The sequence below is a fragment of the Vreelandella sp. 21 genome (genome assembly GCF_050995515.1).
In the GTDB taxonomy this organism is placed as follows: Bacteria; Pseudomonadota; Gammaproteobacteria; order Pseudomonadales; family Halomonadaceae; genus Vreelandella; species Vreelandella alkaliphila.
Genome location: NZ_CP194673.1, coordinates 3095748 through 3119380 on the forward strand (window position 1 = coordinate 3095748; position 23633 = coordinate 3119380).

A 23633-nucleotide genomic window follows, 5' to 3' on the forward strand; every position below is an offset into this window, starting at 1 on the left:
GTTATTCGCCTAGAGTAACGGTAATATCAAGCGAGTACTCATCGCAGTTATTGCCATCACCTCCCCTATCTACCACTAAAAACTCGCCCTCACGCTCAAGCACCGACTGAATAGCATGCCAGGTGCCTGCCCGATAATTGACGCCCTGACGGCCATCAGTAACAAACGCGCGTACATCTGCAGCGTTAATAGTGTCGCCAGGGGGGGCTACCACCACAATAAAGCGCTCTTGATGCAGCGGCATAAAGGCCTGGCTACCCTGAGGGTGGCGCTCTAAGAAAGTTAATTCCAACGGTAACGTAATCGGCTGGCTGACAAAAATATTAATCAGCGTATGGGCGTTGTCACCTAGCGTTTCTACACGTGCTAGGTCGTGGTGACGCTGGGTACGACCTGCATTAATGGGAAACGACGCCGACGTACGGGCATCTATCACATCGCCGAAAGGCGCAAACGCCTCAGCTGTTAGCGGTTCGGCTATCAATTTAATCATTATAAAATCCTAAAATAGGCTGCTTCTCCGGATAACAACACAGCGAAGCAGCCAACGCCGGAACTTATATACCAGAACTTAACCGCCTGAGCTCAATGCTAGAGCTTGAGTGCGGCGTGGCGGTTGACATCTTTGTACAGTAAGTAGCGGAATGGCCCTGGGCCGCCGGCGTAACACGCTTGAGGGCAGAATGCGCGAAGCCACATAAAGTCGCCAGCCTCTACCTCAACCCACTGCTGGTTAAGGTGATACACCGCCTTCCCTTCCAACACATAAAGCCCATGCTCCATCACGTGAGTTTCATCAAAAGGAATCACGCCACCTGGCTGAAAAGTCACGATATTGACGTGCATGTCATGGCGCACATCAGCAGGATCAACAAAGCGCGTGGTTGCCCAGCGACCTTCGGTTCCCGGCATTTCGAGGGGAGCAATGTCTTGCTCATTGGTGACAAAAGCCTTCGGTACGTCTAGCCCCTCCACAAACTGATACGCTTTACGCACCCAGTGAAAACGTACGGGAGCAGATGACTCATTGCGCACTTGCCAGTGGCTACCTGGGGGAAGAAACGCATAGCCACCGGGGCGCATCGTGTGGCGCTCACCCGCCAGAGTAAGCGTTAACTCACCTTCCACAATGAACAGTACGCCTTCGGCCTGGGGGTCTAGCTCCGGCTTTTCACTGCCGCCCTCAGGCTGTACTTCCATAATGTATTGAGAGAACGTTTCAGCAAAGCCTGAAAGCGGACGCGCCAGCACCCATAACCGAGTGCCTTCCCAGAAAGGCAAGTTGCTGGTGACGATATCGCGCATCACGCCTTTGGGAATCAACGCATACGCTTCTGTGAACACGGCACGGTCAGCGGTTAGCTGTGTTTGTGGCGGATGCCCCCCCGTAGGGGCGTAGTAAGGAGACTTATTCATTATTTTGCCTTTTAGCGGGTTGGAGCGGGATGATGTTCTGCCCAGTGACGAGCAATATCCACACGGCGTGCTACCCATACGCGATCATGGGCCTCGATATGGTCTAAAAAACGCTGCAGCGCGCGGAAGCGTCCAGGACGCCCTAATAGCCTGCAGTGCATACCAATAGAGAGCATTTTTGGCGAATTATCGCCCTCCGCGTAAAGCACATCAAAGGCGTCACGCAGATAGGTAAAGAAGTGATCCGCGGTATTAAAGCCTTGCGGGGCAGCAAAGCGCATATCATTAGTATCTAAGGTATAGGGCACAACAAGGTGATTATGCTCACTACCCTGACTATCGGTCACAGAGGTCCAGAATGGCAGATCGTCACCGTAATAGTCGCTATCGTAAAGGAAACCGCCTTCATCTAGCACTAAGCGCCGGGTGTTGGGGCTATCGCGCCCGGTGTACCAGCCTTGTGGCTTCTCACCGTAAAGACGCTGGAAAATCTCCATGGCTTTCTGCAAGTGCTCTCGCTCAACGTGCTCGGGCACTTCCTGATAGTGAATCCAGCGGTAGCCGTGACAGGCAATCTCGTGACCTAACTCTTGAAATGCCTGGGCGACATCAGGGTTACGCTCCAGCGCCATGGCAACGCCAAACACCGTGAGAGGCAAATCACGCTTTTCAAATTCACGCAGAATGCGCCACACCCCGGCGCGGGAGCCGTACTCGTAGATAGACTCCATGCTCAAGTGGCGATCCGGATAAGCCGGTGCACCGATGATTTCCGACAGGAACTGTTCGGAGCCTGAGTCGCCGTGAAGGACGCAATTCTCCCCGCCCTCTTCATAATTAAGCACAAACTGAACAGCAATTTTCGCCTTGCCTGGCCAATTAGCATGAGGGGGGGTACGACCATATCCCACCAGATCGCGAGAGTAAGCATTCGATGGTCGATTAGATGAATGAGGCATTCAACGGCTCCTTTTATACGATTGTAGATAGCGGGTTGCAGAGCATTTTATTGAAATTAAAGATCTACAATACAGAAAATAATTGTATACAAAATAGCGACTTTATAGAACAACCGCAATCCAATAACCGCTTAATTAGCTGAGATGGTTAGCATTTTATAGTAGGCAAGTCGCTAACCTGTTGAAACCTGAACATTTGGTCAAGCAATGCTGGTACTTAAACCGCATAAAAAGGCTTGCGATCCACGCAAAACCGCCCTATTTTCGTATACAAGATGCTCAATTTTGTCTACCAGCGAGCGATTCAACATGCATATACGCATTATCAATCCAAACACAACAGCCTCAATGACGGCTGCCATTCATCAAGCCGCCCAGCGGCAGGCAGCGGCATCGACAACGGTTACCGCCACCCAGCCTGATGCGGGACCGGTGTCCATCGAGAGTCATTTTGACGAGGCCATTAGCGCGGTAGGCGTTGCTGAAGAAGTTCTTAAAGGAGAGCGTGAAGGCGGCATCGATGCTTACGTGGTGGCCTGCTTTGGCGATCCTGGTTTACTCGCAGCCCGAGAGTTAACCCGCGCGCCAGTCATCGGCATTGCGGAAGCCGCCTTTCATTTAGCCACGCTGGTCAGCACCCGATTCTCGATTGTAACGACGTTAGGGCGTACCGGCATTATTGCAGAACACTTACTTGAGCAGTATGGGTTCCGCCACCACTGTCGCCGCATACGCGCTGCAGAAATTCCGGTTCTCGATCTTGAACATCACCCTGATGCCGCCTTTACCCGCATTGTCGAAGAGTGCTGCCGCGCCCGCGATGAAGACGGCATTGGTGCCATCGTTTTAGGGTGTGGCGGAATGGCCAATTTAACGGAAGAGATCACCCGCGAGGTTGGCTTACCGGTGATAGAGGGCGTTAGTGCCGCATTAAAGCTTGCAGAATCGTTGGTTAGCCTAGGTCTCCACACCAGCAAACATGGCGACCTGGACTACCCGCGCCCGAAAGCATTTACCGGCAAGTTCTCTGCACTCTCCGACCTTCACCTCCCCTTACCCAGGTAAATATCACTAAAAAACACGTAGTAGCCATGACTTAAAAGAATGACCTTAAAAGCAGATCCTAAAAACAGATCTTAAAAACAGGTCTTAAAAACAATAACTTCAAAAATAACTGTATTCCCGTTAGCACGCCATGCCGCAAGCATCGCTTGGGCGCGTAATGCGCTCAAGCTGCCAATAACACCGACAATCTTGCGAGGACGGAAACATGAGCAACTCCAACCCTGCTCTTACGTCAGAAGAACCTCCCGTTGCGAACACCGCAATAGCTGACAAAGCCATCGGCGCAGAAAGCCTAGCACCGCAAAGCACGCGAATCATGGGGCGAACGTCCTACTTTTTAGCCTGGTTTGGTGGATGCGTCTCAATTGGTACCTTTGCCATGGGTTCAAGCGTGGTGGGCACCTTAAACCTACTACAGGCAACACTCGCTATAGCGATTGGCTGCTTTGTAATCGGTATTGCGCTGGCAGTTAATGGCGCAGCTGGCTACAAATATGGCATTCCCTTTATGGTGCAGGCGCGTAGCGCCTTTGGCTTTACCGGCACCCGCATTCCTGGCTTGGTAAGGGCTGTGCCAGCGGTGGTGTGGTACGGCTTTCAAAGCTGGATAGGCGCAGGCGCGCTCAATATGGTGTCTGCCACATTGTTCGGTTTCGATAATCTGATTTTCTACTTTATTACCTTCCAATTTTTGCAGATTGGTTTGTCAGTACTGGGCTTTCAGGGGATTAAATGGCTTGAGAATATAGGCAGCGTCTTTATTTTGCTTTCGCTGATGTATATGTTCTACGCCACGGTGCAACGCTACGGCGATGAGCTGTCGGCCAGCATTTTGACCATGGAAGGCTCTTGGGGCTTGCCGTTCTGGAGCGCTACCATGCTGTTTCTGGGCATTTATAGCACCATGATGCTGAATGTTAGCGACTATTCACGAGAGCACAAGAAAGGCACCCGCCAAAGCTTATTAACAACGATCTATGCCATGTCTATTCTGCCCTGTACGCTGTTTATGGGCTTGATTGGCTACATGGTGTCAGAGGCGACAGGCACAGCAGACCCCATTCAGGTATTTGCTAACGCTGTAGACAACACGCCCCTGCTAATGACCACACTGCTATTCATCGCCTTTGCACAGGTAACCACGAATGTACTGAATAATGTGGTGCCCCCCACCTACGTATTAATGGACGTATTCAAACTTAAGTTTCCGGTCGCCACCGTTATTGTAGGCCTACTGGCATTTGCCACTTTCCCATGGAAACTTGTTCAGCCTGAGTCGGCTGCTGGTCTGCAGCTATTCGTACAAACGTACTCTGCGTTTCTTGGGCCTATCTTTGCCATTCTCGTCGTCGATTACTACATCATCCGCCGTCGCACACTGGACATTAGTAAACTATACGACCCTTCTGGCCCCTATCAAGGCGTCAACAAAGCCGCCTTAATTGCCACGGTAGTCGGCATTGTGGCCGCGCTGACATTCTCTTCGGTCTCATGGTACGCCAGCCTTATTCCTGCCGGGTTGACCTATTACCTACTGATGAAGCATTGGCCTGCCTGCCAACGTTTTACCCAGTAACCATGATGCGTGTCTGCCTGCTCGCTGTGCGTAGCAGGCAAACGTTTCCGACAAGAGAGCGTTAACCATGAATAAGCAGCCGTCCAGCAGTGATCTCGATATAAAGCAAATTGATCCCACTCTTTACAATGAAGATCTTGCGCCCTTAAAGCCCCAAGACCGTAACTGGGGCGCGTTTGAAATCTTCAACGTGTGGTCGAATGATATTCAAAGCCTGTTTGGCTACACCTTAGCGGCATCGCTGTTTCTGTCCTACGGCCTGAATGGCTGGGCAGTGATGGCAGCCATCATTCTTGCCGGGGTCATTGTCATGTTCCTGGTCAACCTAACCGGCAAACCAAGCGTCAAATATGGCATCCCTTTTCCTGTTATGGTTCGCGCCAGCATGGGGGTACGGGGGGCTAACCTGCCAGCGTTGTTACGCGCTATCGTTGGTATTTTTTGGTACGGCGTACAGACTTACTTTGCCTCAACGGCAGTGGCGCTGCTCATCACAGCCCTGTTTGGGGCTGACAATGGCAGCACTTTTCTGGGCCTTTCTGGGGTCGCTTGGCTGTCTTTCGTGATTGTTTGGTTATTTCAAATTGCCATTTTCTGGCAGGGCATTGAGCGTATCAAACACTTTCTAAACTGGGCTGGGCCGCTGGTTTATGTGGTGATGGTCGTACTGATGATCATTGTATGGTTCCAGGCCGGAAGTGAACTGCTACCCGCAGTGAGCACTATTTTTAGCGGTAGCGGTGAGCAAAGTGGCAGTAGTCTTGGGGCGTTTCTAGCAATTGTTGGCACCATGGTGGCCTACTTTGCAGCGGTAGTGATTAACTTTGGCGATTTCACTCGCTTTGTCAAAACCGAGCGCCAAATGAAACTTGGCAACTTGCTGGGCTTGCCACTAAACGTCGCATTTTTCTCGTTTATTGCGCTAATCATTACGGCTGGCACATTGGTACTGTTTGGGGATGCGCTGACCAATCCCGCCGACATTGTTGAGCGTGTTGATTCACTACCATTGACCATTGTGGCTGCCCTCACCTTCTTCGCGGCCACTGTAGGCATCAACCTGGTCGCTAACTTTATTCCACCGGCTTACGACTTGGCCAACCTGTTTCCCAGCAAAATCAGTTTTAAAATAGGTGGCCTGATTACCGCAGTGATTGCCTTCTTTGTCGGTGCGCTATGGATTTCGGTGATTAGCCAAATCGGCGTACCCGGCTTCGTTAACGCCTTAGGTGCCATAGTAGCGCCGTTTTACGGCATCATTGTGGTGGATTACTACCTGATCAAACGCCAACACCTCAATATGCAAGAGCTATTCTCTTCAGCGCCCAGCAGCGCCTACTACTACGTTAATGGCTGGAATAGCCGCGCCTTGATTGCTTTCGGCGGTGCAGCGTTATTCTCGCTCTCTACGGTCATCGTGCCCGCGTTCGAAAGCCTTGGCGGCTTTGGTTGGCTGATTGGCGCAGGGTTAGGTGGGCTGTTCTATTATGGTTTAATGCGCCAGTTTAAGGCCGTCCCAGCACCTGCGATGTAAGCACTCACACAGCATTAAACTTCCTACCTTCACAAAAAAGCCCAGGCCTAAAGGCCTGGGCTTTTTCACTGCTTATATATGACTACTTAACCTGCTTAACCACCAAAAATCTGCTGCAGGTCTGGCACATTCTCTTCTTCTTCAACCATCGAAAGTGAGGCTTCAATCGCTTTGAGATGGCGGCTCATAAACGCTTTCGCACGCTCGCCATTGCCCGCTTCTAGATAGCCGATCAAATCATCGTGATCGTGGGATTCGCAGCCTAAGTGGCCACGATGACCGTAAACCGCCAGAATCAACGACGAGCGTGAGCACAGACGCTCAACAAACTCAGCAAGCGTTGCGTTACCCGAAAGCTGGGCAAGGCGCACGTGAAAGTCAGCAGACAGGCGGATAGCGATGCTCTGTTGGCCATTGCGCAGCGCTTGACGCTCCTGACGAGCCATTTCCCGTAGTTCAGCGGCTTCTTTCTCTCCAATCCGCTTTGCTACATCAGGCATTAGCCCACACTCAATCATCTGGCGTGCGTCGAACACATCCTTGGCCTCTTCGGCGGTAGGCCGTGTTACGCTGGCTCCCCGACGTGGCGTGAGCGTTACCAACTGTTCTAATGCTAAGCGTTGCAAGATTTTACGAATACCGGTACGGCTGATACCAAAGACGTCTGACAAGGCGTCTTCGCGCAGCCGAGCCCCCGGTTTTAGCCGCTGCTCTACAATGGCATCGCTAACCGCGCGATAGATTGACTCGTGACGCTCCTCGCCTTCTTTTTCTGCGGGTCTTTGCTTTAACGCCGCCTGCGCATCACTCATAGGATCTCCTTTAATCACTCCTCCCACGCGGCAATAATATCGCGCTCTTCATCACTCATGTTGGTGATGTTGCCAAGTGGCATATATCGACTCGCGACAACTTGCTTAATTTGCGCTTGATGTCCCAGGATTTCATCCCAAGTATCAAACGCGTAGCCTGCAGGCGGCGCTGAAAAACCGGCATGCTCAGGGTTGCGAGCATGGCATTGACTACAATGCTGATCAATTAACCCTGAAATTTGGGCTTGGCTGGGCGCACCAGACGCGCTCACATTACCAGCACCTGGGCTCGGTGCGGCTACCCAAAACGCTAATAGAATAAGCCCTATCCCAACCGCAGGATAGGCTGGCTGCGTTTTTCCTGCGTGCATTAATACAAAGAATTGCCTGATAAGGGCACCGGCAAAAATAAACAGTACCATGACCACCCAGGAAAGCTCATGGGAGTAGATGAAAGAGTAGTGGTTACTCACCATCAACAGTACTACCGGCAACGTAAAGTAGGTGTTATGTACCGAACGCTGCTTGCCCCGCTTGCCATCTAATGGATTAGGCGCCTCACCTGCCTTCATGGCTTTCACCATACGGCGTTGACCGGGAATAATCCAAAAGAACACGTTAGCTGACATGGCGGTGGCCATCACAGCCCCGGTTAATAGGAAGGCGGCACGTCCTGTGAACATCTGAGTGCTTAAATAGGCGACCACTATCATCATCACCGCAACGGCAACGCTGAGAAGACCGTCGCGGTCCATATTAGGACTTATGCGTTTACAGAGTTCGTTATAAACCACCCAACCGCCGAGCAAGAAGGCCAGCGCCAGTAGATTGGCCTGCCAGCCTGTCATACTCGCCGCCCACGCCCAGTTGCTGTTGGGGTTAACTAGATAGAAGCCCGGGTTTGCCATATAGAGAATAACGAACAAGGCAAAACCCGATAGCCATGTCGTATAGGCTTTCCAGAACGACCAATGAAGGTCATTCGGCAGCTTGGCAGGCGCAGTAGCATACTTTTGATTATGGTAGAAACCACCGCCATGCACGGCCCACATCTCTCCAAAAACGCCTTTTTCACGATCTTCGGCTGCTTTCGGCGTTCTTAAGCCATTATCCAACATGACAAAATAGATCGACTCACCGATCCAGGCTATGGCTGCTATAACGTGCAACCAGCGTAACAATAAGTTAGCAAAATCAATAATATATGCTTGCATAAACAAGTCCTAGCAGGTTTACCTGGTAACTCAGCGAGCGAATGTCAGGCTAGGCAAAAAGCGGCAAAAAGATAGCCAAGCTCTAGCTACCGCGATAGGTAGAGTAACTATAAGGGGATAGCAGTAACGGCACATGGTAGTGCTGGCTGGCATCTGCAACGCCAAAACGTAAAGGAATCACGTCCAAAAAGCGCGGCTCTTGAGAGGCGATGCCTTGGGCGCGCAAGTAGTCACCCGCGTAGAAAACCAGCTCGTACTCGCCTACCGTGAGGGCATCACCCTCTAAGATAGGCGCATCACAACGACCGTCGCTGTTGGTAATCACACTGCACAAGTGTTCGCGCGTGGTGCCTGCTAGGCGGAACACGTCAATGGTAATCCCCTGGCCGGGCTGTCCTTTAGCGGTATCGAGTACGTGAGTCGTTAACCGTCCCATAGCAACTCCTTAATAATCACAGTTGTTGTTTACTGTTGTTGATAACAGCTGACCGACTTAACCTATCGGTCAAAGAGTACCGTTGATACCATTTATTGTATACAGTATTCCCATTATTAAACATACTGGAGAAATTTAGTGGCTACCTCAACATCACTGACCCTTTCGCCCGCTCCTAGTACATGCAGCTTAGAAAGCTTTACCCAACATTACGGCGATGTATATGAGCACTCCCCCTGGGTGGCGGAAGCAGCCTGGAAGGAAGGGTTAAGCAATGCGCATGACGCACCTGACGCGCTAGCTGACCTGATGGGACTTATGCTGCAGCGGGCAACACCTGAACAGCAAATCGCTGTTATTCAGGCCCACCCTGACTTAGCAGGCAAAGCGGCGATGTCGGGTGAGCTGACCCAAGACTCTACACGCGAGCAAGCAGGCGCTGGGCTAGATCAATGTACGCCTGAAGAGTTTGCCCGCTTCGAACAACTTAACGCTGCTTACAAACAAAAATTTGGCTTCCCCTTCGTCATTGCGGTGAAGGGGCTTGATCGCCACGCCATTTTGGCAGCGTTTGAAGCACGCTTACACAATGGTTTAGCTGAAGAGCGTGAAACAGCAATTAAGGAGATCATTCGTATCGCCCGTTTCAGGTTGAACGTACGGGCTGAACAGCCGTTGTAACGGGCATATCACCACGCAAAGCCCACCGCATGCAGCCACTCTTTTTTGCTTGCAGAAATAACATCTTACAACGCGTTAAAATGCATATAGACAAAAAAATGCCGCACCTGACGGTGCGGCATTTCATCGATCAATCAATAGCATCTGATCGCTTACTATCAGGCATTTACCTAATGAAAAATAGGTTACTGCTTAGCGGTTTCCACTGCTTTCTTAGTGGTCTCTTCCGCCATTTTCTGACTCTCTTGCATAAAGTTTTGGCTAATCGAGGTGACTTTTTCAGAGTCTCCTTTCATACGCTCCATTAGGTCAGAAGCTGTTTTTTGCTGACTTTCCATAGCTTTTTTAAAGCTGTCGGCATCTTTAACGTCTAACCATGTGCGTGCCTGAGCAACCGTCATGTCAGAGTATGCACGTGCTGCATCCATTTGCGCGCTGACGACTTGCTGATAATAATCAAGCGCTGCCAGGGTATAAGAACGCATTGGCGATACAAAGACAGACTCAAACTGCTGGGTGGATTTCTCTGCGGCCTTGTTCATCACATAATCTCCTTAAGTGAGCTAGCGATTCGACACGCATCGATAAGCGGTCGATGATCAGGCGGTTGCCTTTACTAACAACAAAGCTAGCAGTGCCTTTTGTGCAGCGCAACATTATTTTTTAACAACATTGCTGCTAGCGATTGAAGGCAGCAACCTCATCAACCAAGTAGTGACTACTTAGCGATTGCCAAACAAGTATTTACGTGCCTGCTCATCTATTTCTCCCCCCGCCTGTGGATTGACGTCTTCGATCAAAGAATAAGCTTTTCGAACAGCTGGGCGCTGTGCTACTTCATCAAACCAACGCTCTAGGTCAGGAAACTCCTCTAACGTTTGGCACTGCTTTTCCCATGGCACAATCCATGGATAAATCGCCATATCAGCAATGGAGTAACGATCACCACCCACATAATGCTGCTGAGATAGTCGTTGATCTAGCACGCTGTACAAGCGATACGTCTCGCGAACGTAACGCCCGATAGCATATTCGATTTTCTGCGGTGCATAGTGGCAAAAATGGTGGTTTTGACCCGCCATCGGCCCCAACCCGCCCACTTGCCAATGAAGCCATTGCAGCACAACATAACGCTCTCGCCCTTCAGCGGGCAGAAATTGTCCGCACTTATCAGCTAGGTATTCCAAAATAGCCCCTGACTCAAACAGTGCCAGGGGCTGACCACCGTCTTGAGGTGCATGATCAACAATAGCGGGAATACGATTATTCGGCGCAATGGTTAAGAATTCAGGGTCAAACTGCTCGCCACGCCCTATGTTGATAGGTTTTACTCGGTAAAGCAGTTTTGCTTCTTCAAGCATGATGGAGATTTTGTGGCCATTGGGAGTTGTCCAGTAATACAGATCAATCATTGCCATCTCCTCTCACACATACGACATAAGCCGTTTGTGTGGCTTTCCTCGTACATACGATGGATACAGGCGGCATTATTGCCGCCTGACACATTATAGATCACGAATAGTAATGGCCTTACCCGCGACCGCTTCGTGCACCTCCAGCATACGCTTAAACCACTCATCAACCGGATCATTAGCGTCAACTAATGGCTCAAGTGACACTGTATATGCCCACATCATGCTGCCAAATAGGAGGTAATCTGCTCCACTGGGTGCTTCGCCATCTAAAAATGGGCTACTCCGAAGCTGATCACGCACAGGAGCCAACATTTTTTTCAGCTGTGCTCGCCCCTGCTCTGGATTATTGACGTCCTCTAAACGCATACCAAAACGGGCTTCGCGGGTCTCTCTGAAGTAGGCGCGGTCGTCAGGATGTATGGCCGCTAATAAATCCAGCGCGACCGTTCGAAAAAGTGCCGGAGTCACGCTACGCTCAATATAGAGCTTAAAAAAGTGGACTCGCTGATAGCTCACTCCTTCTCCCAATACTGGATTGGCAGGATAGGCCTTATCTAAGTAGCGCATGATCTCGAAGCTATCAGTGACAACCGTGTCACCATCGGTTAACACCGGCACTTTGTCGTAGTTGGCAAAGGCAAGTGCCTCTTTATCAAGAAAACGCCAAGGAACAGTCGTATATTCCAACCCTTTGTGTGCCAGTGCCATACGAACGCGCCAGCAATAGGGAGAAAAGCGTAAGCGCTCATCGTGCCCGCATAAGTCATAAAGAGTTATTGCCACTGTGACGGCCTCCTTGTAATTAGAAACGTGGTTAAAATCAAACACACGCTGACAACAATGGGCTCAAGCCACCAATGACGCAAGTAACGGGTTTTACTTGTTCTGAACCTACCCCAAAGGTCTTCATATCAGCTAAGTAAGCAAGCGACTTTTTCTCCATTCACTTGCCCTGTACTGCCCTCTTAGATGGAAACTGTACTGTCTATTAGTCTAATGGGTTGCAGGCAGCCCTACTGCATTGTGGAAATTGAAAAGCAAATAAAAACAATTCGTTAAATTTAAAAGAGTGGTTCAAAGTCTATACATACAACCGCCCTTAATTGGTCTTACCAATTATCCAATATAGCCATTTTTTCTACCTAACCGTATCTTTCGCACTGATCCAACCAGCATTGCCACGACCGCTGGCATCTGCCGAGCACACCAAATCAATAACAAGGGGCCATTCCTAAAATGAATGAAACTACACTTGCACTTCTGGCATTTCTGCCGCTGCTGCTTGCCGGTATTTTGCTCATTGGTTTTAAAATACCCGCAAAAATAGCGATGCCGATTGTTTTCCTGACCGCAGCCGTCATTGGTCTGACCGCTTGGGATATGTCGTTTAGCCGCGTTGCCGCGTCTACCATTCAAGGGCTGATTCAAACAGCAGGCCTTTTATGGATAATTTTTGGCGCCATCTTGCTGCTAAATACGCTTAAGCATTCTGGCGGCATCACTGCGATTCGTAACGGTTTTTCAGGCATTAGCCCTGACCGTCGCGTTCAGGCGCTAATTGTTGCTTGGTTATTCGGCTGCTTCATTGAAGGGGCTTCTGGCTTTGGTACGCCCGCAGCAGTCGCTGCACCGCTCATGGTAGCGCTTGGCTTCCCTGCACTGGCAGCCGTTGTTGTCGGCATGATGATTCAGTCCACTCCGGTCTCTTTTGGCGCCGTTGGCACCCCAGTTGTAGTGGGTGTCGGTAGCGGGCTTGATCGCGCTGGCATCACAGCCCAGTTGGAAGCTAGCGGCTCTACGTGGGACGTTTTTTTCCAGCAAATTACTAGCTCTGTGGCCATCACGCACGGCATCGTAGGCATATTGATGCCTCTGATTTTGGTATTGATCATGGTGCGCTTCTTCGGTGCGAATCGCTCCTGGAAAGAAGGCCTATCCATTGCACCCTTTGCAATCTTTACTGGCATTTCGTTCGTCGTACCTTACATGCTGGTCGGCGTTTTCTTAGGCCCAGAATTCCCATCAATGATTGGTGCTATGGTGGGCTTAGCGATTGTAGTACCCGCTGCTCGCAAAGGCTTCTTGCTACCGAAAGACACCTGGGACTTTCCTGAATCAACGTCTTGGCCAGATGAATGGATCGGCAACCTGCAGATCAAATTGGATGACGTTGTTGGTAAAGCGCCAATGTCGACCTTCAAGGGCTGGATTCCTTACGTCCTACTCGCGGTATTCTTGGTTGCTTCACGCACCGTTGAACCGCTGAAAGCTGCCTTGACCTCCGTTAACCTGAGCTGGAACAACATTCTAGGCGAAGCCGGTGTTAGCGGCGGTGTACAGCCGCTTTATTTGCCAGGCGGCATTATTATCGCGGTGGTCATCGTCACCTACTTCTTGCACCACATGAACCCGCAGAAAATCAGCGCTGCCGTGTCTGAATCTACTAAAACCATCTTCGGTGCTGGCTTTGTCTTGATCTTCACCGTTCCCATGGTACGCATCCTGATTAACTCTGGCGTGAATGGTGCTGACCTTGTGTCAATGCCCGTCATGATGGCCCAGGCGGTAGCTAACAGCGTAGGGGGCATTTATCCCTTCTTTGCACCTGCGGTTGGGGCTATGGGTGCCTTTATTGCCGGTTCCAATACCGTTTCTAATCTGATGCTAGCGGAATTCCAGTTTAGCGTTGCCGAAACACTTGGGTTGTCTACGGCGATGATGGTCGCGCTGCAAGCCGTTGGTGCCGCAGCGGGTAACATGATTGCGATTCACAATGTTGTCGCCGCATCAGCGACGGTTGGCCTACTGGGTCGCGAAGGTACAACGATTCGTAAAACAATTATTCCCACGATCTACTATCTGATCTTTACTGGGATCATTGCGCTTATTGCTTTCTATGTGATTGGCATTACCGATCCACTGATGTGACGGGAAAACGTTAATCAAGAGTGAGTCATTCCTGCTGGGTAGCCTAAGGGCAACCCAGCAGCCTCTTCACGAGGGACCACTACCCAGCAACCTCAGCAGAAACAGTAAATCATTAACACGTTATTAGAATTTTCACTGTATGCAAAAGTTTTCCAGCATCGAATTAGTTATTTATGGAAAGATTTTCCATAAAGTGATTAGATAATTTTCTGCTCTCCTCACCCACAGGAGCTAACATGAACATTCTTTTCGATGAACGCCTCGACGGCGAATTCATTCACCGCGATAAAGCAGATGTTTTAGATGATCTGCAAAACGCAGTGCCGTCTTTGACGCTGCTGCACCGTGAAGAGGACTTACATCCCTTTGAGTGCGACGGCCTTGCCGCTTATCGCATCATGCCGATGCTGGTTGCATTACCCGAGACTCTGGAACAGGTAGAAGGTCTTCTAAAACGCTGCCATGCCCTGGGTGTTCCGGTCGTTACTCGTGGTGCAGGCACGGGGCTTTCAGGCGGTGCTTTACCGCTTGAACGAGGCGTCCTGCTAGTGATGTCGCGCTTCAACACGATTATTAATGTTGACCCAGATGCTCGCATTGCACGTGTACAGCCAGGCGTGCGCAACTTAGCTATTTCTGAAGCTGCTGCCCCTTACGGGCTTTATTATGCACCCGACCCATCGTCACAGATTGCTTGCTCGATTGGTGGCAACGTGGCGGAAAATGCGGGTGGCGTGCACTGCCTCAAGTATGGTCTCACCGTTCATAACGTGATGCGTGTTGATGTCATGACGATTGAAGGCGAGCGTATGACGCTGGGATCCGAAGCACTGGACGCACCTGGCTTTGACCTCCTCGCGCTGATGAATGGCTCTGAAGGCATGTTGGGTGTGGTCACTGAAATTACCGTAAAGCTGCTGCCCAAACCTGAAACCGCCAAGGTACTAATGGCCAGCTTTGACGACGTAGAGAAAGCGGGCCGTGCTGTTGGCGACATTATTGCCGCGGGGATTATTCCTGGCGGATTAGAAATGATGGATAAGCTGGCCATCAAGGCTGCAGAAGATTTCATCAAAGCTGGTTACCCCGTTGAGGCAGAAGCCATTCTTCTGTGCGAACTAGATGGTGTTGAAGCCGATGTGGACGACGATTGCCAAACCGTTCGCCGAGTCTTAGAAAAAGCGGGGGCGACCGACATTCAACAGGCTCGCGATGAGGCTGAGCGGGCCAAATTCTGGGCAGGGCGAAAAAATGCCTTCCCCGCGGTGGGGCGCATGTCGCCTGACTACTACTGTATGGATGGCACCATCCCTCGCCGCGAACTCCCTCGCGTCCTCAAAGGTATTGCCGCCCTGTCGGAAGAGAGTGGCTTGGCGATTGCCAACGTCTTCCATGCCGGTGACGGCAATATGCACCCGCTGATTCTATTTGATGCCAATAAAGAGGGAGAGCTGGCTCTTGCAGAGGACGTCGGCGGAAAAATTCTGGAGCTATGCGTCGCGGCGGGCGGCTCTATCACTGGCGAACACGGCGTCGGCCGCGAAAAAATCAATCAGATGTGCAGTCAGTTTCAACCCGATGAACTAACGGTATTCCATGCCTTGAAAGCCGCTTTTGACCCACAGCGCTTACTCAACCCAGGGAAAAATATTCCTACCCTGGCGCGCTGTGCTGAGTTTGGCGCGATGCATGTGCATAACAACGAACTACCGCATCCGGAACTACCACGCTTCTGATGCGACTCCTAGTCGACTAACCACTAGGAAGCATAATGATTAGGAATCACCATGACTGAACTAGCGATACATGCTGCCGATCAAGATATCGCTGACGACCTGTGCGAACAGGTGCGCAGCGCCTATGCCAACCGCACGCCACTGCGCATAGTAGGTGGCGATACCCGCGCTTTTTACGGCCGACCGGTAGAAGGCAACGCCTTAAATATGTTGCCCCATAGCGGCATTGTCTCCTATGACCCGGTAGAGCTTGTGATTACTGTTCGTGCCGGTACGCGGTTAAGCGCACTCAACGCAGCTCTAGCCGAAGAAAATCAAATGCTGGCCTTTGAACCACCCGCGTTCAGCGATGCCAGCACCATTGGCGGTGCTGTTGCCACCGGCATGTCCGGCCCACGCCGCCCATGGGCTGGCGCAGCGAGGGACTTTGTCTTAGGCACACGCGTGATCACCCAAGAAGGCAAGTTGTTGCGTTTTGGCGGTGAAGTCATGAAAAACGTCGCCGGATACGACCTCTCACGCTTGATGGCAGGTGCTCAAGGGACGCTAGGCGTACTGGCTGATATCTCGTTTAAAGTCCTTCCCATTCCTACTGCCACTCACAGCCTACGCCTAAGCATGAGTCTTGAAGATGCCTTGGGTAAGCTCGCCGAACTAGGACGACAGCCGCTGCCCATCACCGCAGCAGGATGGCACGCAGGCGAGCTATTTATTCGTTTAGAAGGCGGCGCAAGTTCCGTTAATGCGACCAAGGAACGCTTGGGCGGCGAATCACTTTCCAGCGATTTCTGGCAGCAACTGCGCGACCATCAGCATCCTTTTTTCCGTCTGAATGAAGGGCAAGCGCTGTGGCGCTTATCATTACCCCCCAATACGCCGCCGCTAGCCTTGAATATACCCCAAAGCGATATCTTCTATGACTGGGGTGGCAGCCAGCGGTGGATAAAAACCAGCGCGGCGGCTGATACGTTGCGCACGGTTTGCCAGCAGGCAGGTGGTCATGCCACTTGCTTTACCCCCTATGCCCAAGGCGGAGCAGAGTCACCGTTCACCCCGCTCAACCCCGTGGTCGAAAAGTATCATCGCAACCTGAAGGCCGAGTTGGATGCCTATGGCATTTTCAACCCAGGCCGTCTTTATGCGGCGTTTTAATCAGGAGAGTAGACATGCAGACGCACTTTACCGATGCTGATCGCCAAAAACCGCATATTCAGGAGGCCGAGCGCATCCTACGCACCTGCGTACACTGCGGCTTTTGTAATGCTACATGCCCCACCTATCAACTGCTAGGCGATGAGCGGGACGGGCCGCGCGGGCGCATCTATTTAATGAAAGAGCTGCTGGAAAGCCGCGATGATAATGATCAGGTCACCGAAGAGACACGCCTGCATTTAGACCGCTGTTTGACCTGTCGCAATTGTGAAACCACCTGCCCTTCAGGCGTGGAATATCACAAACTTTTGGATATCGGTCGTGCAGAAATTGACCGCCGGGTTCCTCGCCCCATGGCCGAACGCGCCCAACGCTATGCACTGCGTAAGATGCTGGTAGACCCTAAGCGCTTCAAAGCACTTCTGTCCTTAGGGCAAACCTTCAAACCCCTGGTGCCTGGCAAGCTACGCAGTAAGATGCCACCGACGCCAGTCGACGCAGGCCAACGCCCGGATAGCCAACGCCATTCTCGCAAGGTGCTAATACTAGAAGGGTGCGTTCAACCAGGCCTATCGCCAAACACCAATGCAGCGACCGCTCGACTGCTAGACCGTCTTGGGATTAGCGTGACGCCCATCAGCGAAGCAGGTTGTTGTGGGGCCATTGATTTTCACCTGAATGCCCAGGACGATGGTCGCGCTCGTATGCGTGCCAATATCGATGCTTGGTGGCCACAGATCGAACAAGGGGCTGAAGCCATTGTTCAAACGGCCAGCGGCTGCGGCGCTTTTGTCAAAGAGTATGGCGACATGCTCAAAGATGACCCGGCCTATGCCCAGAAAGCGCAAAAAGTCAGCGCACTGGCGAAAGATATTGTCGAAATACTGCGCGAAGAGCCAGTAGAGAAGCTCGAGCTGAAAGAGCACCAACGTCTGGCGTTTCACTGCCCTTGCACACTGCAGCACGCCCAGAAGCTCAATGGTGCGGTTGAAGGCGTGCTCAGCAAGCTGGGGTTTTCGCTAACGCCGGTACAAGATGCGCATCTATGCTGTGGCTCAGCTGGCACCTACTCGGTTACCCAGCCAGCGCTTGCCACACAGCTGCGCGATAACAAGCTCAATGCGCTGGAAGCTAGCAACCCAGAGGTTATCGTCACTGCCAATATTGGCTGCCAAACCCATCTTGCTAGTGCCAATCGCACCCCGGTACGGCACTGGGTGGAAGTGGTGGATGCTGCCCTGGTATAAACACTAATTCACTTTGCCGCGCTAACAAGCTTTTACAAGCAAACAATAGCGCGGCACTTTACTCCCCTTGATCAAAAGGAAAGTTTGATGCAAAGCAAAGCTGTTCTCGGCCAAGCCGATGTCATTCAGGTACTAGATGCTGCTCAAAAAGAAGCCGATAACAACGGCTGGCCGGTCACCATTGCCATAACGGATGATGGCGGGCATCTACTCGCTCTGCGCCGCTTAGACGGTGCTGCACCCTTCAGTGCCGATGTAGCAACACATAAAGCGCGCAGTGCAGCACTAGGCCGTAAAGAGACCCAAGTATTTGAAGAAATGATTAACGGTGGGCGCACGGCATTTGTCTCTGCGCCACTGCAAGGTTTGCTGTCAGGCGGCGTTCCTATCATCGTCGATGGCAACGTCGTGGGTGCTGTCGGCATCTCAGGCGTGAAGCCTGACCAGGACGTACAGATCGCCAAAGCCGGGGTAAGCGCTATCGCCTGATATTACCGTGCAGCTGCATGGCTGCACGTTATGGCGCTAGAGAATGGACTCAAGGTACTAAATGACACGCAATAAAAAGCCCAGATCAATGATCTGGGCTTTTTGGAATTCGTTCGACTAAAACGTTTAGTCGATGAGTGCTTAAATGGCGGACCGGACGAGACTCGAACTCGCGACCTCCGGCGTGACAGGCCGGCATTCTAACCGACTGAACTACCGGTCCACTTTAAGTCACTTATTTCTAACCATGAAACTAGCTATTTAAAAGCGGTTCAGAGGCGCTTAAAAACATTCAGCTAAATGGTGGGTGGTACTGGGTTCGAACCAGTGACCCCCAGCTTGTAAGGCTGGTGCTCTCCCAACTGAGCTAACCACCCAGGGCATTTAAAGCAATAATGCTTAAATGGTGCAACTTGATAAGTTATCGTGGCGGACCGGACGAGACTCGAACTCGCGACCTCCGGCGTGACAGGCCGGCATTCTAACCAACTGAACTACCGGTCCGAATAGCGATAACTTTTATACGGTAATAATTGATGATGGCGGACCGGACGAGACTCGAACTCGCGACCTCCGGCGTGACAGGCCGGCATTCTAACCAACTGAACTACCGGTCCACTTAATGCATCAATTGCTACTGCTTCACGTTTCCAAACGACCAAATAAATGGTGGGTGGTACTGGGTTCGAACCAGTGACCCCCAGCTTGTAAGGCTGGTGCTCTCCCAACTGAGCTAACCACCCGCTGGTCACGTGGCGCTGCATTCTACAGGAACTTGGTGATATGTCAACACGGCGCGTTCAAATTTTCGATTCAAACCAGCGTATTGCCACTCATCACACGTACCTTGCTTGGTGAGCGCGGACGAAGGATGCCGCAAGTATGGCCGCTTCGTCAATCAAAACTTGCTGATTTAATCCAGAAACACGTCTAGGTTTAAAATCATGATCGCCATCAGCAAGCCAAGCAACGTTAATATTATTAGGAAGGTTATAGCCTAAAACCTCATCTACATTGCCAAAGGGATCTCGTTCCCCCTGAAGAATCTGCACGGGGCAACGAATAGCGGGAAAATGTTCCAAACGGGTTTTGTCTAGTTTTTTAGGTGGATGGAAAGGATAGCCCGCGACAATAACGCCAGGACCATGCACTTCATTATTGGCAAGCATTTCACTGGCAAATAAAGTGGCAACACGCCCACCCATCGACTTACCGCCCACCCACAAGGGCTGATCGCTTAAAGACGTCAGTAGCGAGTACCATGAGGCAAAATTAGCCACCGTTTGCTTGATAGGGGGTGGCGGACGGCGTTTACCCTGCTCGTTAATCTGCTGCATGTAGGGAAAATCAATTGCCAATACCTGCATGCCTTGCGCTGCTAACGTCGCGGCAAATTGCCGCATAAACACAGAGCAATGACCCGCCCCTGCGCCATGAGCAAGTAGTATTCGGCCTACCTTAGGCGACCCCAAAACTGAAAGCGGGCCGTGCCCAATCACTATAAACCGCTGTACGCTGGGATTAGCTAACGCGTCGTTTAAAGCTGCTGGGTGTATATCGACGAAACCAAAACCCGCGTAATAAGACACGATTAACTCCTAATAATTCAGTGTTACTTCTATTGGCGTGTTCAGCTTAAGGCGCGGCTGCGATAGAATCTCTATCGGATCTTGACCTGCATCATCAAGCGGGTGGCCGCACCCGGGCAAAATGCTAATGCAAAATGCTACGGGTTACCCCCTAACCGCGTTCGATGGGAACATGAAATGAGCACAGCACTGGAACACCCGACCTACAACTACAAGGTAGTTCGGCAGTTCGCGATCATGACCGTTGTGTGGGGCATTGTAGGTATGACGCTTGGCGTTATCCTTGCCTCCCAGCTAGTTTGGCCGCAACTGAACCTCGGCTTACCTTGGACAAGCTTCGGGCGCTTACGTCCGTTACACACTAACGCTGTTATCTTCGCCTTCGGTGGCTCAGCGCTATTTGCGACGTCTTACTATGTCGTACAGCGTACCTGTCAGACTCGCCTGTTCTCTGACAAGCTCGCAGCGTTCACCTTCTGGGGATGGCAAGCGGTTATTCTCTCGGCTGTCGTGTCATTGCCGCTAGGCTATACCACTACAAAAGAGTATGCAGAGCTTGAATGGCCTATCAATATTTTGATTGCGGTCGTTTGGATTAGCTACGCTATCGTTTTCTTAATGACGATTAAAAAGCGCACCACTTCCCATATTTACGTGGCGAACTGGTTCTTTGCAGCGTTTATTTTGACCGTCGCGGTGCTGCACATCGTTAATAATGCGGCCATTCCGGTCACCCCCATGTACTCCACCTCGATTTATGCGGGTGCGGTAGATGCGATGGTGCAGTGGTGGTATGGCCACAATGCGGTCGGCTTCTTCCTGACGGCAGGCTTCCTGGGCATGATGTACTACTTCGTGCCAAAACAGGCCGAACGCCCGGTCTATTCCTACCGCCTCTCCATCGTCCATTTCTGGGCGTTGATTATGATTTATATGTGGGCAGGCCCCCACCACCTTCACTACACAGCGCTGCCTAACTGGGCACAGTCGCTGGGTATGATTATGTCTATCATCCTGCTTGCGCCTTCCTGGGGCGGTATGATTAACGGCATGATGACCCTGTCTGGCGCTTGGCATAAACTGCGCACCGATCCAACACTTCGCTTCCTGGTGGTAGCGCTGTCGTTCTACGGCATGTCGACGTTTGAAGGGCCAATGATGGCCATCAAGACCGTCAACGCGCTGTCGCATTACACCGATTGGACCATTGGTCACGTGCATGCTGGTGCGCTAGGTTGGGTAGCGATGATTACCATTGGCTCTATGTACCACCTGATTCCGCGGGTCTTTGGGCGTACCGAGATGTACTCCGTCAATCTAATTGCGGTGCATTTCTGGTTAGCCACCATTGGTACTGTGTTGTATATCGCCGCCATGTGGGTCAACGGCATCATGCAAGGCCTAATGTGGCGCGCGATTAATGCTGACGGCACGCTGATGTACACCTTTGTAGAGTCTGTCGAAGCCAGTGGCCCCGGCTACTTTGTGCGTATGATTGGCGGCCTCTTCTGGGTAACAGGCATGCTAATTATGGCATTCAACGTTTACATGACCGTAAAACGTCGCGAAACGATTAGCCATTCAGCGCCACAAGCCGCTTAAAACGGGGAAGTTGAGACCAATGAAACACGAGATTGTTGAAAAGAACGTTGGCCTGCTCGCCGTGTTGATCCTGGTTGCGATCAGCTTTGGCGGCCTGGCCGAAGTCGTACCGCTGTTCTTTCAAAAGCAAACAACTGAGCCAGTTGAGGGCCTCAAGCCTCTCACCGCACTGGAACTGGAAGGGCGCGACATATACCGCCGCGAGGGCTGCGTAGGCTGCCACTCCCAGATGGTTCGCCCCTTCAGGGCAGAAACCGAACGCTATGGCCACTATAACGTTGCAGGCGAACAGGTTTACGAACACAACTTCCTTTGGGGTTCTAAGCGCACTGGGCCGGATCTTGCTCGCGTAGGTGGACGTTATAGTGATGATTGGCACCGCGCCCACCTCTATAACCCACGAGATGTGGTACCCGAGTCAGTCATGCCTGAATATCCTTGGCTGTTTGAAAACACCTTGGATGGCGAATCGACACCGGCAAAAATGCGCACGCTGCGTCAGCTAGGCGTGCCATATACCGATGAAGATATCGCCACTGCGACAGAAGACGTTCGCGGCACCCAGGAAATTACTGCACTGGTGGCCTACTTGCAGCAATTAGGCACCGTGCTTGAGGGCACTCGTTAAGTTATGGATACGGGAACTTTCCGCGGCCTTATCACGCTGATATTGATTGTCGCTTTTATTGGCATCTGTTTATGGGCTTATTCCAAGCGACGCAAACCAGACTTCGACGAAGCAGCTAACCTGCCTTTCGCCGATGACGATGATAAGCAACCGACCCGTGACAAGCATGCTTCGTCTGAGCACGAAGTGGATTCCCGCCACGACAGGGGAGATAAAAATACATGAATAATTTATGGGGTGACTCCCTATCCAGCTTCTGGAGCGCCTGGATCATTGTCGTCACACTGGGCACTATCGCTCTGAGCGTTTGGATCTTATTTTCCAACCGCCGTACCGATAAAGCACCCGATGCTGATGGCAATATCGAAACCACTGGCCACGCGGCTGATGGGATCGAAGAGTACGACAACGCACTACCCCAGTGGTGGTTCAAGCTGTTTATCCTCACCGTTATTTTTGCCTTGGGCTACTTAGTACTTTACCCAGGCCTAGGTAACTATGCGGGCATTTTGGGCTGGTCCCAAGAAGGCCAGTGGGAAGAAGAGGTTGCTAATGCCGAAGAGCGCTTCACACCGATTTTTGCTCAGTATCAGGAAATACCTATTCCTGAACTGGCAAAAGACGCTGAAGCCATGCGGGTAGCAGAGCGTGTTTTCCTGAACAACTGCGCGGTATGTCACGGCTCTAACGCCCAAGGTGGTTACGGCTTCCCGAACCTCACCGATGACGACTGGCTGTATGGCGGTGAGCCGGAAAACATCATGACGACGTTGAATAATGGTCGTAATGGATTAATGCCTGCCTGGCAGCAGCTTGGCGAGAACAACATTGAGAACCTCACTCAGTACGTTCTCTCAATGTCTGGCGAAGAGCATGATGCAGACCGTGCAGCCAGTGGCGAAAGCACTTTCCTAGCAGCGTGCGCGGCATGTCATACACCCAGTGGAACGGGAAATACCGCGCTTGGCGCACCTAACCTTACTGATGATGTATGGCTCTATTTGGCACCGGGACAAAGCGTTGCTGATTCTGTCCGCCAAACACTGCGCAATGGTCGTAACGGCCACATGCCAGCACAAGCGGCTTATATCGGTGAAGAGCGTGTTCATCTAGTAGCCGCTTATGTCTACAGCCTACGCTTCAACGACTAATCG

General features: G+C 51.5%; 23 protein-coding genes and 5 tRNA genes. 13 read left to right on the plus strand and 15 right to left on the minus strand.

Annotated features, from left to right (window positions below; translation table 11 throughout):
* Position 1: 1 nt before the first annotated feature.
* The 3 genes from ACN06F_RS14245 to puuE all read right to left on the minus strand — a co-directional run bounded on the left by ACN06F_RS14245 (position 2) and on the right by puuE (position 2375).
* Positions 2-493 (minus strand): ureidoglycolate lyase, encoded by a 492-nt coding sequence (locus ACN06F_RS14245; protein WP_038477881.1) that lies wholly within the window; start codon positions 491-493, stop codon positions 2-4.
* A 98-nt stretch (positions 494-591) separates the two neighbouring features.
* Positions 592-1416, minus strand: a complete 825-nt coding sequence (locus ACN06F_RS14250; protein WP_038477883.1) for a bifunctional allantoicase/(S)-ureidoglycine aminohydrolase — start codon at positions 1414-1416, stop codon at positions 592-594.
* Between the two features lie 11 nt (positions 1417-1427).
* The gene (gene puuE, locus ACN06F_RS14255; protein ID WP_433924141.1) at positions 1428-2375 is read right to left on the minus strand and encodes an allantoinase PuuE; all 948 of its coding nucleotides are present in this window, start codon (positions 2373-2375) and stop codon (positions 1428-1430) included.
* Positions 2376-2684: 309 nt separating this feature from the next.
* On the opposite strand from puuE, the gene ACN06F_RS14260 reads away from it, so the two are divergent.
* The 3 genes from ACN06F_RS14260 (at position 2685) to ACN06F_RS14270 (ending at position 6550) form a co-directional block, all read left to right on the plus strand.
* Entirely contained in the window at positions 2685-3440 is a 756-nt protein-coding gene (locus ACN06F_RS14260; RefSeq protein ID WP_038477886.1) for an aspartate/glutamate racemase family protein, read from the plus strand.
* A 205-nt stretch (positions 3441-3645) separates the two neighbouring features.
* Positions 3646-5016, plus strand: a complete 1371-nt coding sequence (locus tag ACN06F_RS14265; protein WP_038477887.1) for an NCS1 family transporter — start codon at positions 3646-3648, stop codon at positions 5014-5016.
* A 67-nt stretch (positions 5017-5083) separates the two neighbouring features.
* Entirely contained in the window at positions 5084-6550 is a 1467-nt protein-coding gene (locus ACN06F_RS14270) for an NCS1 family nucleobase:cation symporter-1 (protein WP_038477890.1), read from the plus strand.
* 95 nt (positions 6551-6645) lie between these two features.
* Here ACN06F_RS14270 and ACN06F_RS14275 read toward each other — a convergent pair whose 3' ends face one another.
* The 3 genes from ACN06F_RS14275 to uraH form a co-directional block, all read right to left on the minus strand.
* Positions 6646-7362: a GntR family transcriptional regulator gene (locus ACN06F_RS14275; protein WP_038477893.1), complete on the minus strand. Its 717-nt coding sequence runs from the start codon at positions 7360-7362 to the stop codon at positions 6646-6648.
* A 14-nt stretch (positions 7363-7376) separates the two neighbouring features.
* On the minus strand, positions 7377-8576 hold the full coding sequence (locus ACN06F_RS14280) for a urate hydroxylase PuuD (RefSeq protein ID WP_120386402.1): 1200 nt from the start codon (positions 8574-8576) through the stop codon (positions 7377-7379).
* 82 nt (positions 8577-8658) lie between these two features.
* On the minus strand, positions 8659-9012 hold the full coding sequence (gene uraH, locus ACN06F_RS14285; protein ID WP_120386401.1) for a hydroxyisourate hydrolase: 354 nt from the start codon (positions 9010-9012) through the stop codon (positions 8659-8661).
* A gap of 138 nt (positions 9013-9150) precedes the next feature.
* Here uraH and uraD point away from each other — a divergent pair, with 138 nt between their 5' ends.
* Entirely contained in the window at positions 9151-9693 is a 543-nt protein-coding gene (uraD, locus tag ACN06F_RS14290) for a 2-oxo-4-hydroxy-4-carboxy-5-ureidoimidazoline decarboxylase (RefSeq protein WP_120386400.1), read from the plus strand.
* A gap of 185 nt (positions 9694-9878) precedes the next feature.
* Here uraD and ACN06F_RS14295 read toward each other — a convergent pair whose 3' ends face one another.
* From ACN06F_RS14295 to ACN06F_RS14305, 3 genes are all read right to left on the minus strand, one after another.
* Complete coding sequence (locus tag ACN06F_RS14295) at positions 9879-10235, minus strand: phasin family protein (RefSeq protein WP_038477905.1); 357 nt, start codon at positions 10233-10235, stop codon at positions 9879-9881.
* A 180-nt stretch (positions 10236-10415) separates the two neighbouring features.
* Positions 10416-11105 (minus strand): glutathione binding-like protein, encoded by a 690-nt coding sequence (locus ACN06F_RS14300; protein WP_038477908.1) that lies wholly within the window; start codon positions 11103-11105, stop codon positions 10416-10418.
* Between the two features lie 93 nt (positions 11106-11198).
* Complete coding sequence (locus tag ACN06F_RS14305) at positions 11199-11891, minus strand: glutathione S-transferase family protein (RefSeq protein WP_253486028.1); 693 nt, start codon at positions 11889-11891, stop codon at positions 11199-11201.
* A gap of 453 nt (positions 11892-12344) precedes the next feature.
* Here ACN06F_RS14305 and ACN06F_RS14310 point away from each other — a divergent pair, with 453 nt between their 5' ends.
* The 5 genes from ACN06F_RS14310 (at position 12345) to ACN06F_RS14330 (ending at position 18660) form a co-directional block, all read left to right on the plus strand.
* Positions 12345-14036: an L-lactate permease gene (locus tag ACN06F_RS14310; RefSeq protein WP_433924142.1), complete on the plus strand. Its 1692-nt coding sequence runs from the start codon at positions 12345-12347 to the stop codon at positions 14034-14036.
* 236 nt (positions 14037-14272) lie between these two features.
* Positions 14273-15772 carry a glycolate oxidase subunit GlcD gene (gene glcD, locus ACN06F_RS14315; RefSeq protein ID WP_198348908.1) on the plus strand — a complete coding sequence of 500 codons (1500 nt, stop codon included), beginning with the start codon at positions 14273-14275 and terminating at the stop codon, positions 15770-15772.
* 51 nt (positions 15773-15823) lie between these two features.
* Positions 15824-16924: a glycolate oxidase subunit GlcE gene (glcE, locus tag ACN06F_RS14320; protein ID WP_038477919.1), complete on the plus strand. Its 1101-nt coding sequence runs from the start codon at positions 15824-15826 to the stop codon at positions 16922-16924.
* A 14-nt stretch (positions 16925-16938) separates the two neighbouring features.
* Positions 16939-18171, plus strand: a complete 1233-nt coding sequence (gene glcF, locus ACN06F_RS14325; protein ID WP_038477922.1) for a glycolate oxidase subunit GlcF — start codon at positions 16939-16941, stop codon at positions 18169-18171.
* Positions 18172-18258: 87 nt separating this feature from the next.
* Positions 18259-18660 carry a GlcG/HbpS family heme-binding protein gene (locus ACN06F_RS14330; RefSeq protein WP_038477925.1) on the plus strand — a complete coding sequence of 134 codons (402 nt, stop codon included), beginning with the start codon at positions 18259-18261 and terminating at the stop codon, positions 18658-18660.
* A 146-nt stretch (positions 18661-18806) separates the two neighbouring features.
* Here the strand turns inward: ACN06F_RS14330 and ACN06F_RS14335 are convergent.
* From ACN06F_RS14335 to ACN06F_RS14360, 6 genes are all read right to left on the minus strand, one after another.
* Positions 18807-18883: transfer RNA gene (locus ACN06F_RS14335), tRNA-Asp, on the minus strand.
* A 78-nt stretch (positions 18884-18961) separates the two neighbouring features.
* Positions 18962-19037 (minus strand) — tRNA-Val (locus ACN06F_RS14340).
* A gap of 50 nt (positions 19038-19087) precedes the next feature.
* Positions 19088-19164: transfer RNA gene (locus ACN06F_RS14345), tRNA-Asp, on the minus strand.
* 36 nt (positions 19165-19200) lie between these two features.
* Positions 19201-19277 (minus strand) — tRNA-Asp (locus tag ACN06F_RS14350).
* 50 nt (positions 19278-19327) lie between these two features.
* Positions 19328-19403 (minus strand) — tRNA-Val (locus ACN06F_RS14355).
* A 93-nt stretch (positions 19404-19496) separates the two neighbouring features.
* On the minus strand, positions 19497-20249 hold the full coding sequence (locus ACN06F_RS14360) for an alpha/beta fold hydrolase (protein ID WP_433924143.1): 753 nt from the start codon (positions 20247-20249) through the stop codon (positions 19497-19499).
* Positions 20250-20426: 177 nt separating this feature from the next.
* On the opposite strand from ACN06F_RS14360, the gene ccoN reads away from it, so the two are divergent.
* The 4 genes from ccoN to ccoP are packed head-to-tail and all read left to right on the plus strand — an operon-like array spanning position 20427 to position 23630.
* Entirely contained in the window at positions 20427-21851 is a 1425-nt protein-coding gene (gene ccoN, locus ACN06F_RS14365; RefSeq protein WP_038477931.1) for a cytochrome-c oxidase, cbb3-type subunit I, read from the plus strand.
* Between the two features lie 19 nt (positions 21852-21870).
* Positions 21871-22479, plus strand: a complete 609-nt coding sequence (gene ccoO / locus ACN06F_RS14370) for a cytochrome-c oxidase, cbb3-type subunit II (protein WP_038477934.1) — start codon at positions 21871-21873, stop codon at positions 22477-22479.
* A gap of 3 nt (positions 22480-22482) precedes the next feature.
* Positions 22483-22704: a CcoQ/FixQ family Cbb3-type cytochrome c oxidase assembly chaperone gene (locus ACN06F_RS14375; RefSeq protein ID WP_038477937.1), complete on the plus strand. Its 222-nt coding sequence runs from the start codon at positions 22483-22485 to the stop codon at positions 22702-22704.
* Positions 22701-23630, plus strand: a complete 930-nt coding sequence (gene ccoP / locus ACN06F_RS14380; RefSeq protein WP_038477940.1) for a cytochrome-c oxidase, cbb3-type subunit III — start codon at positions 22701-22703, stop codon at positions 23628-23630. The genes ACN06F_RS14375 and ccoP overlap by 4 nt, the downstream gene beginning before the upstream one ends.
* Positions 23631-23633 lie beyond the last annotated feature (3 nt).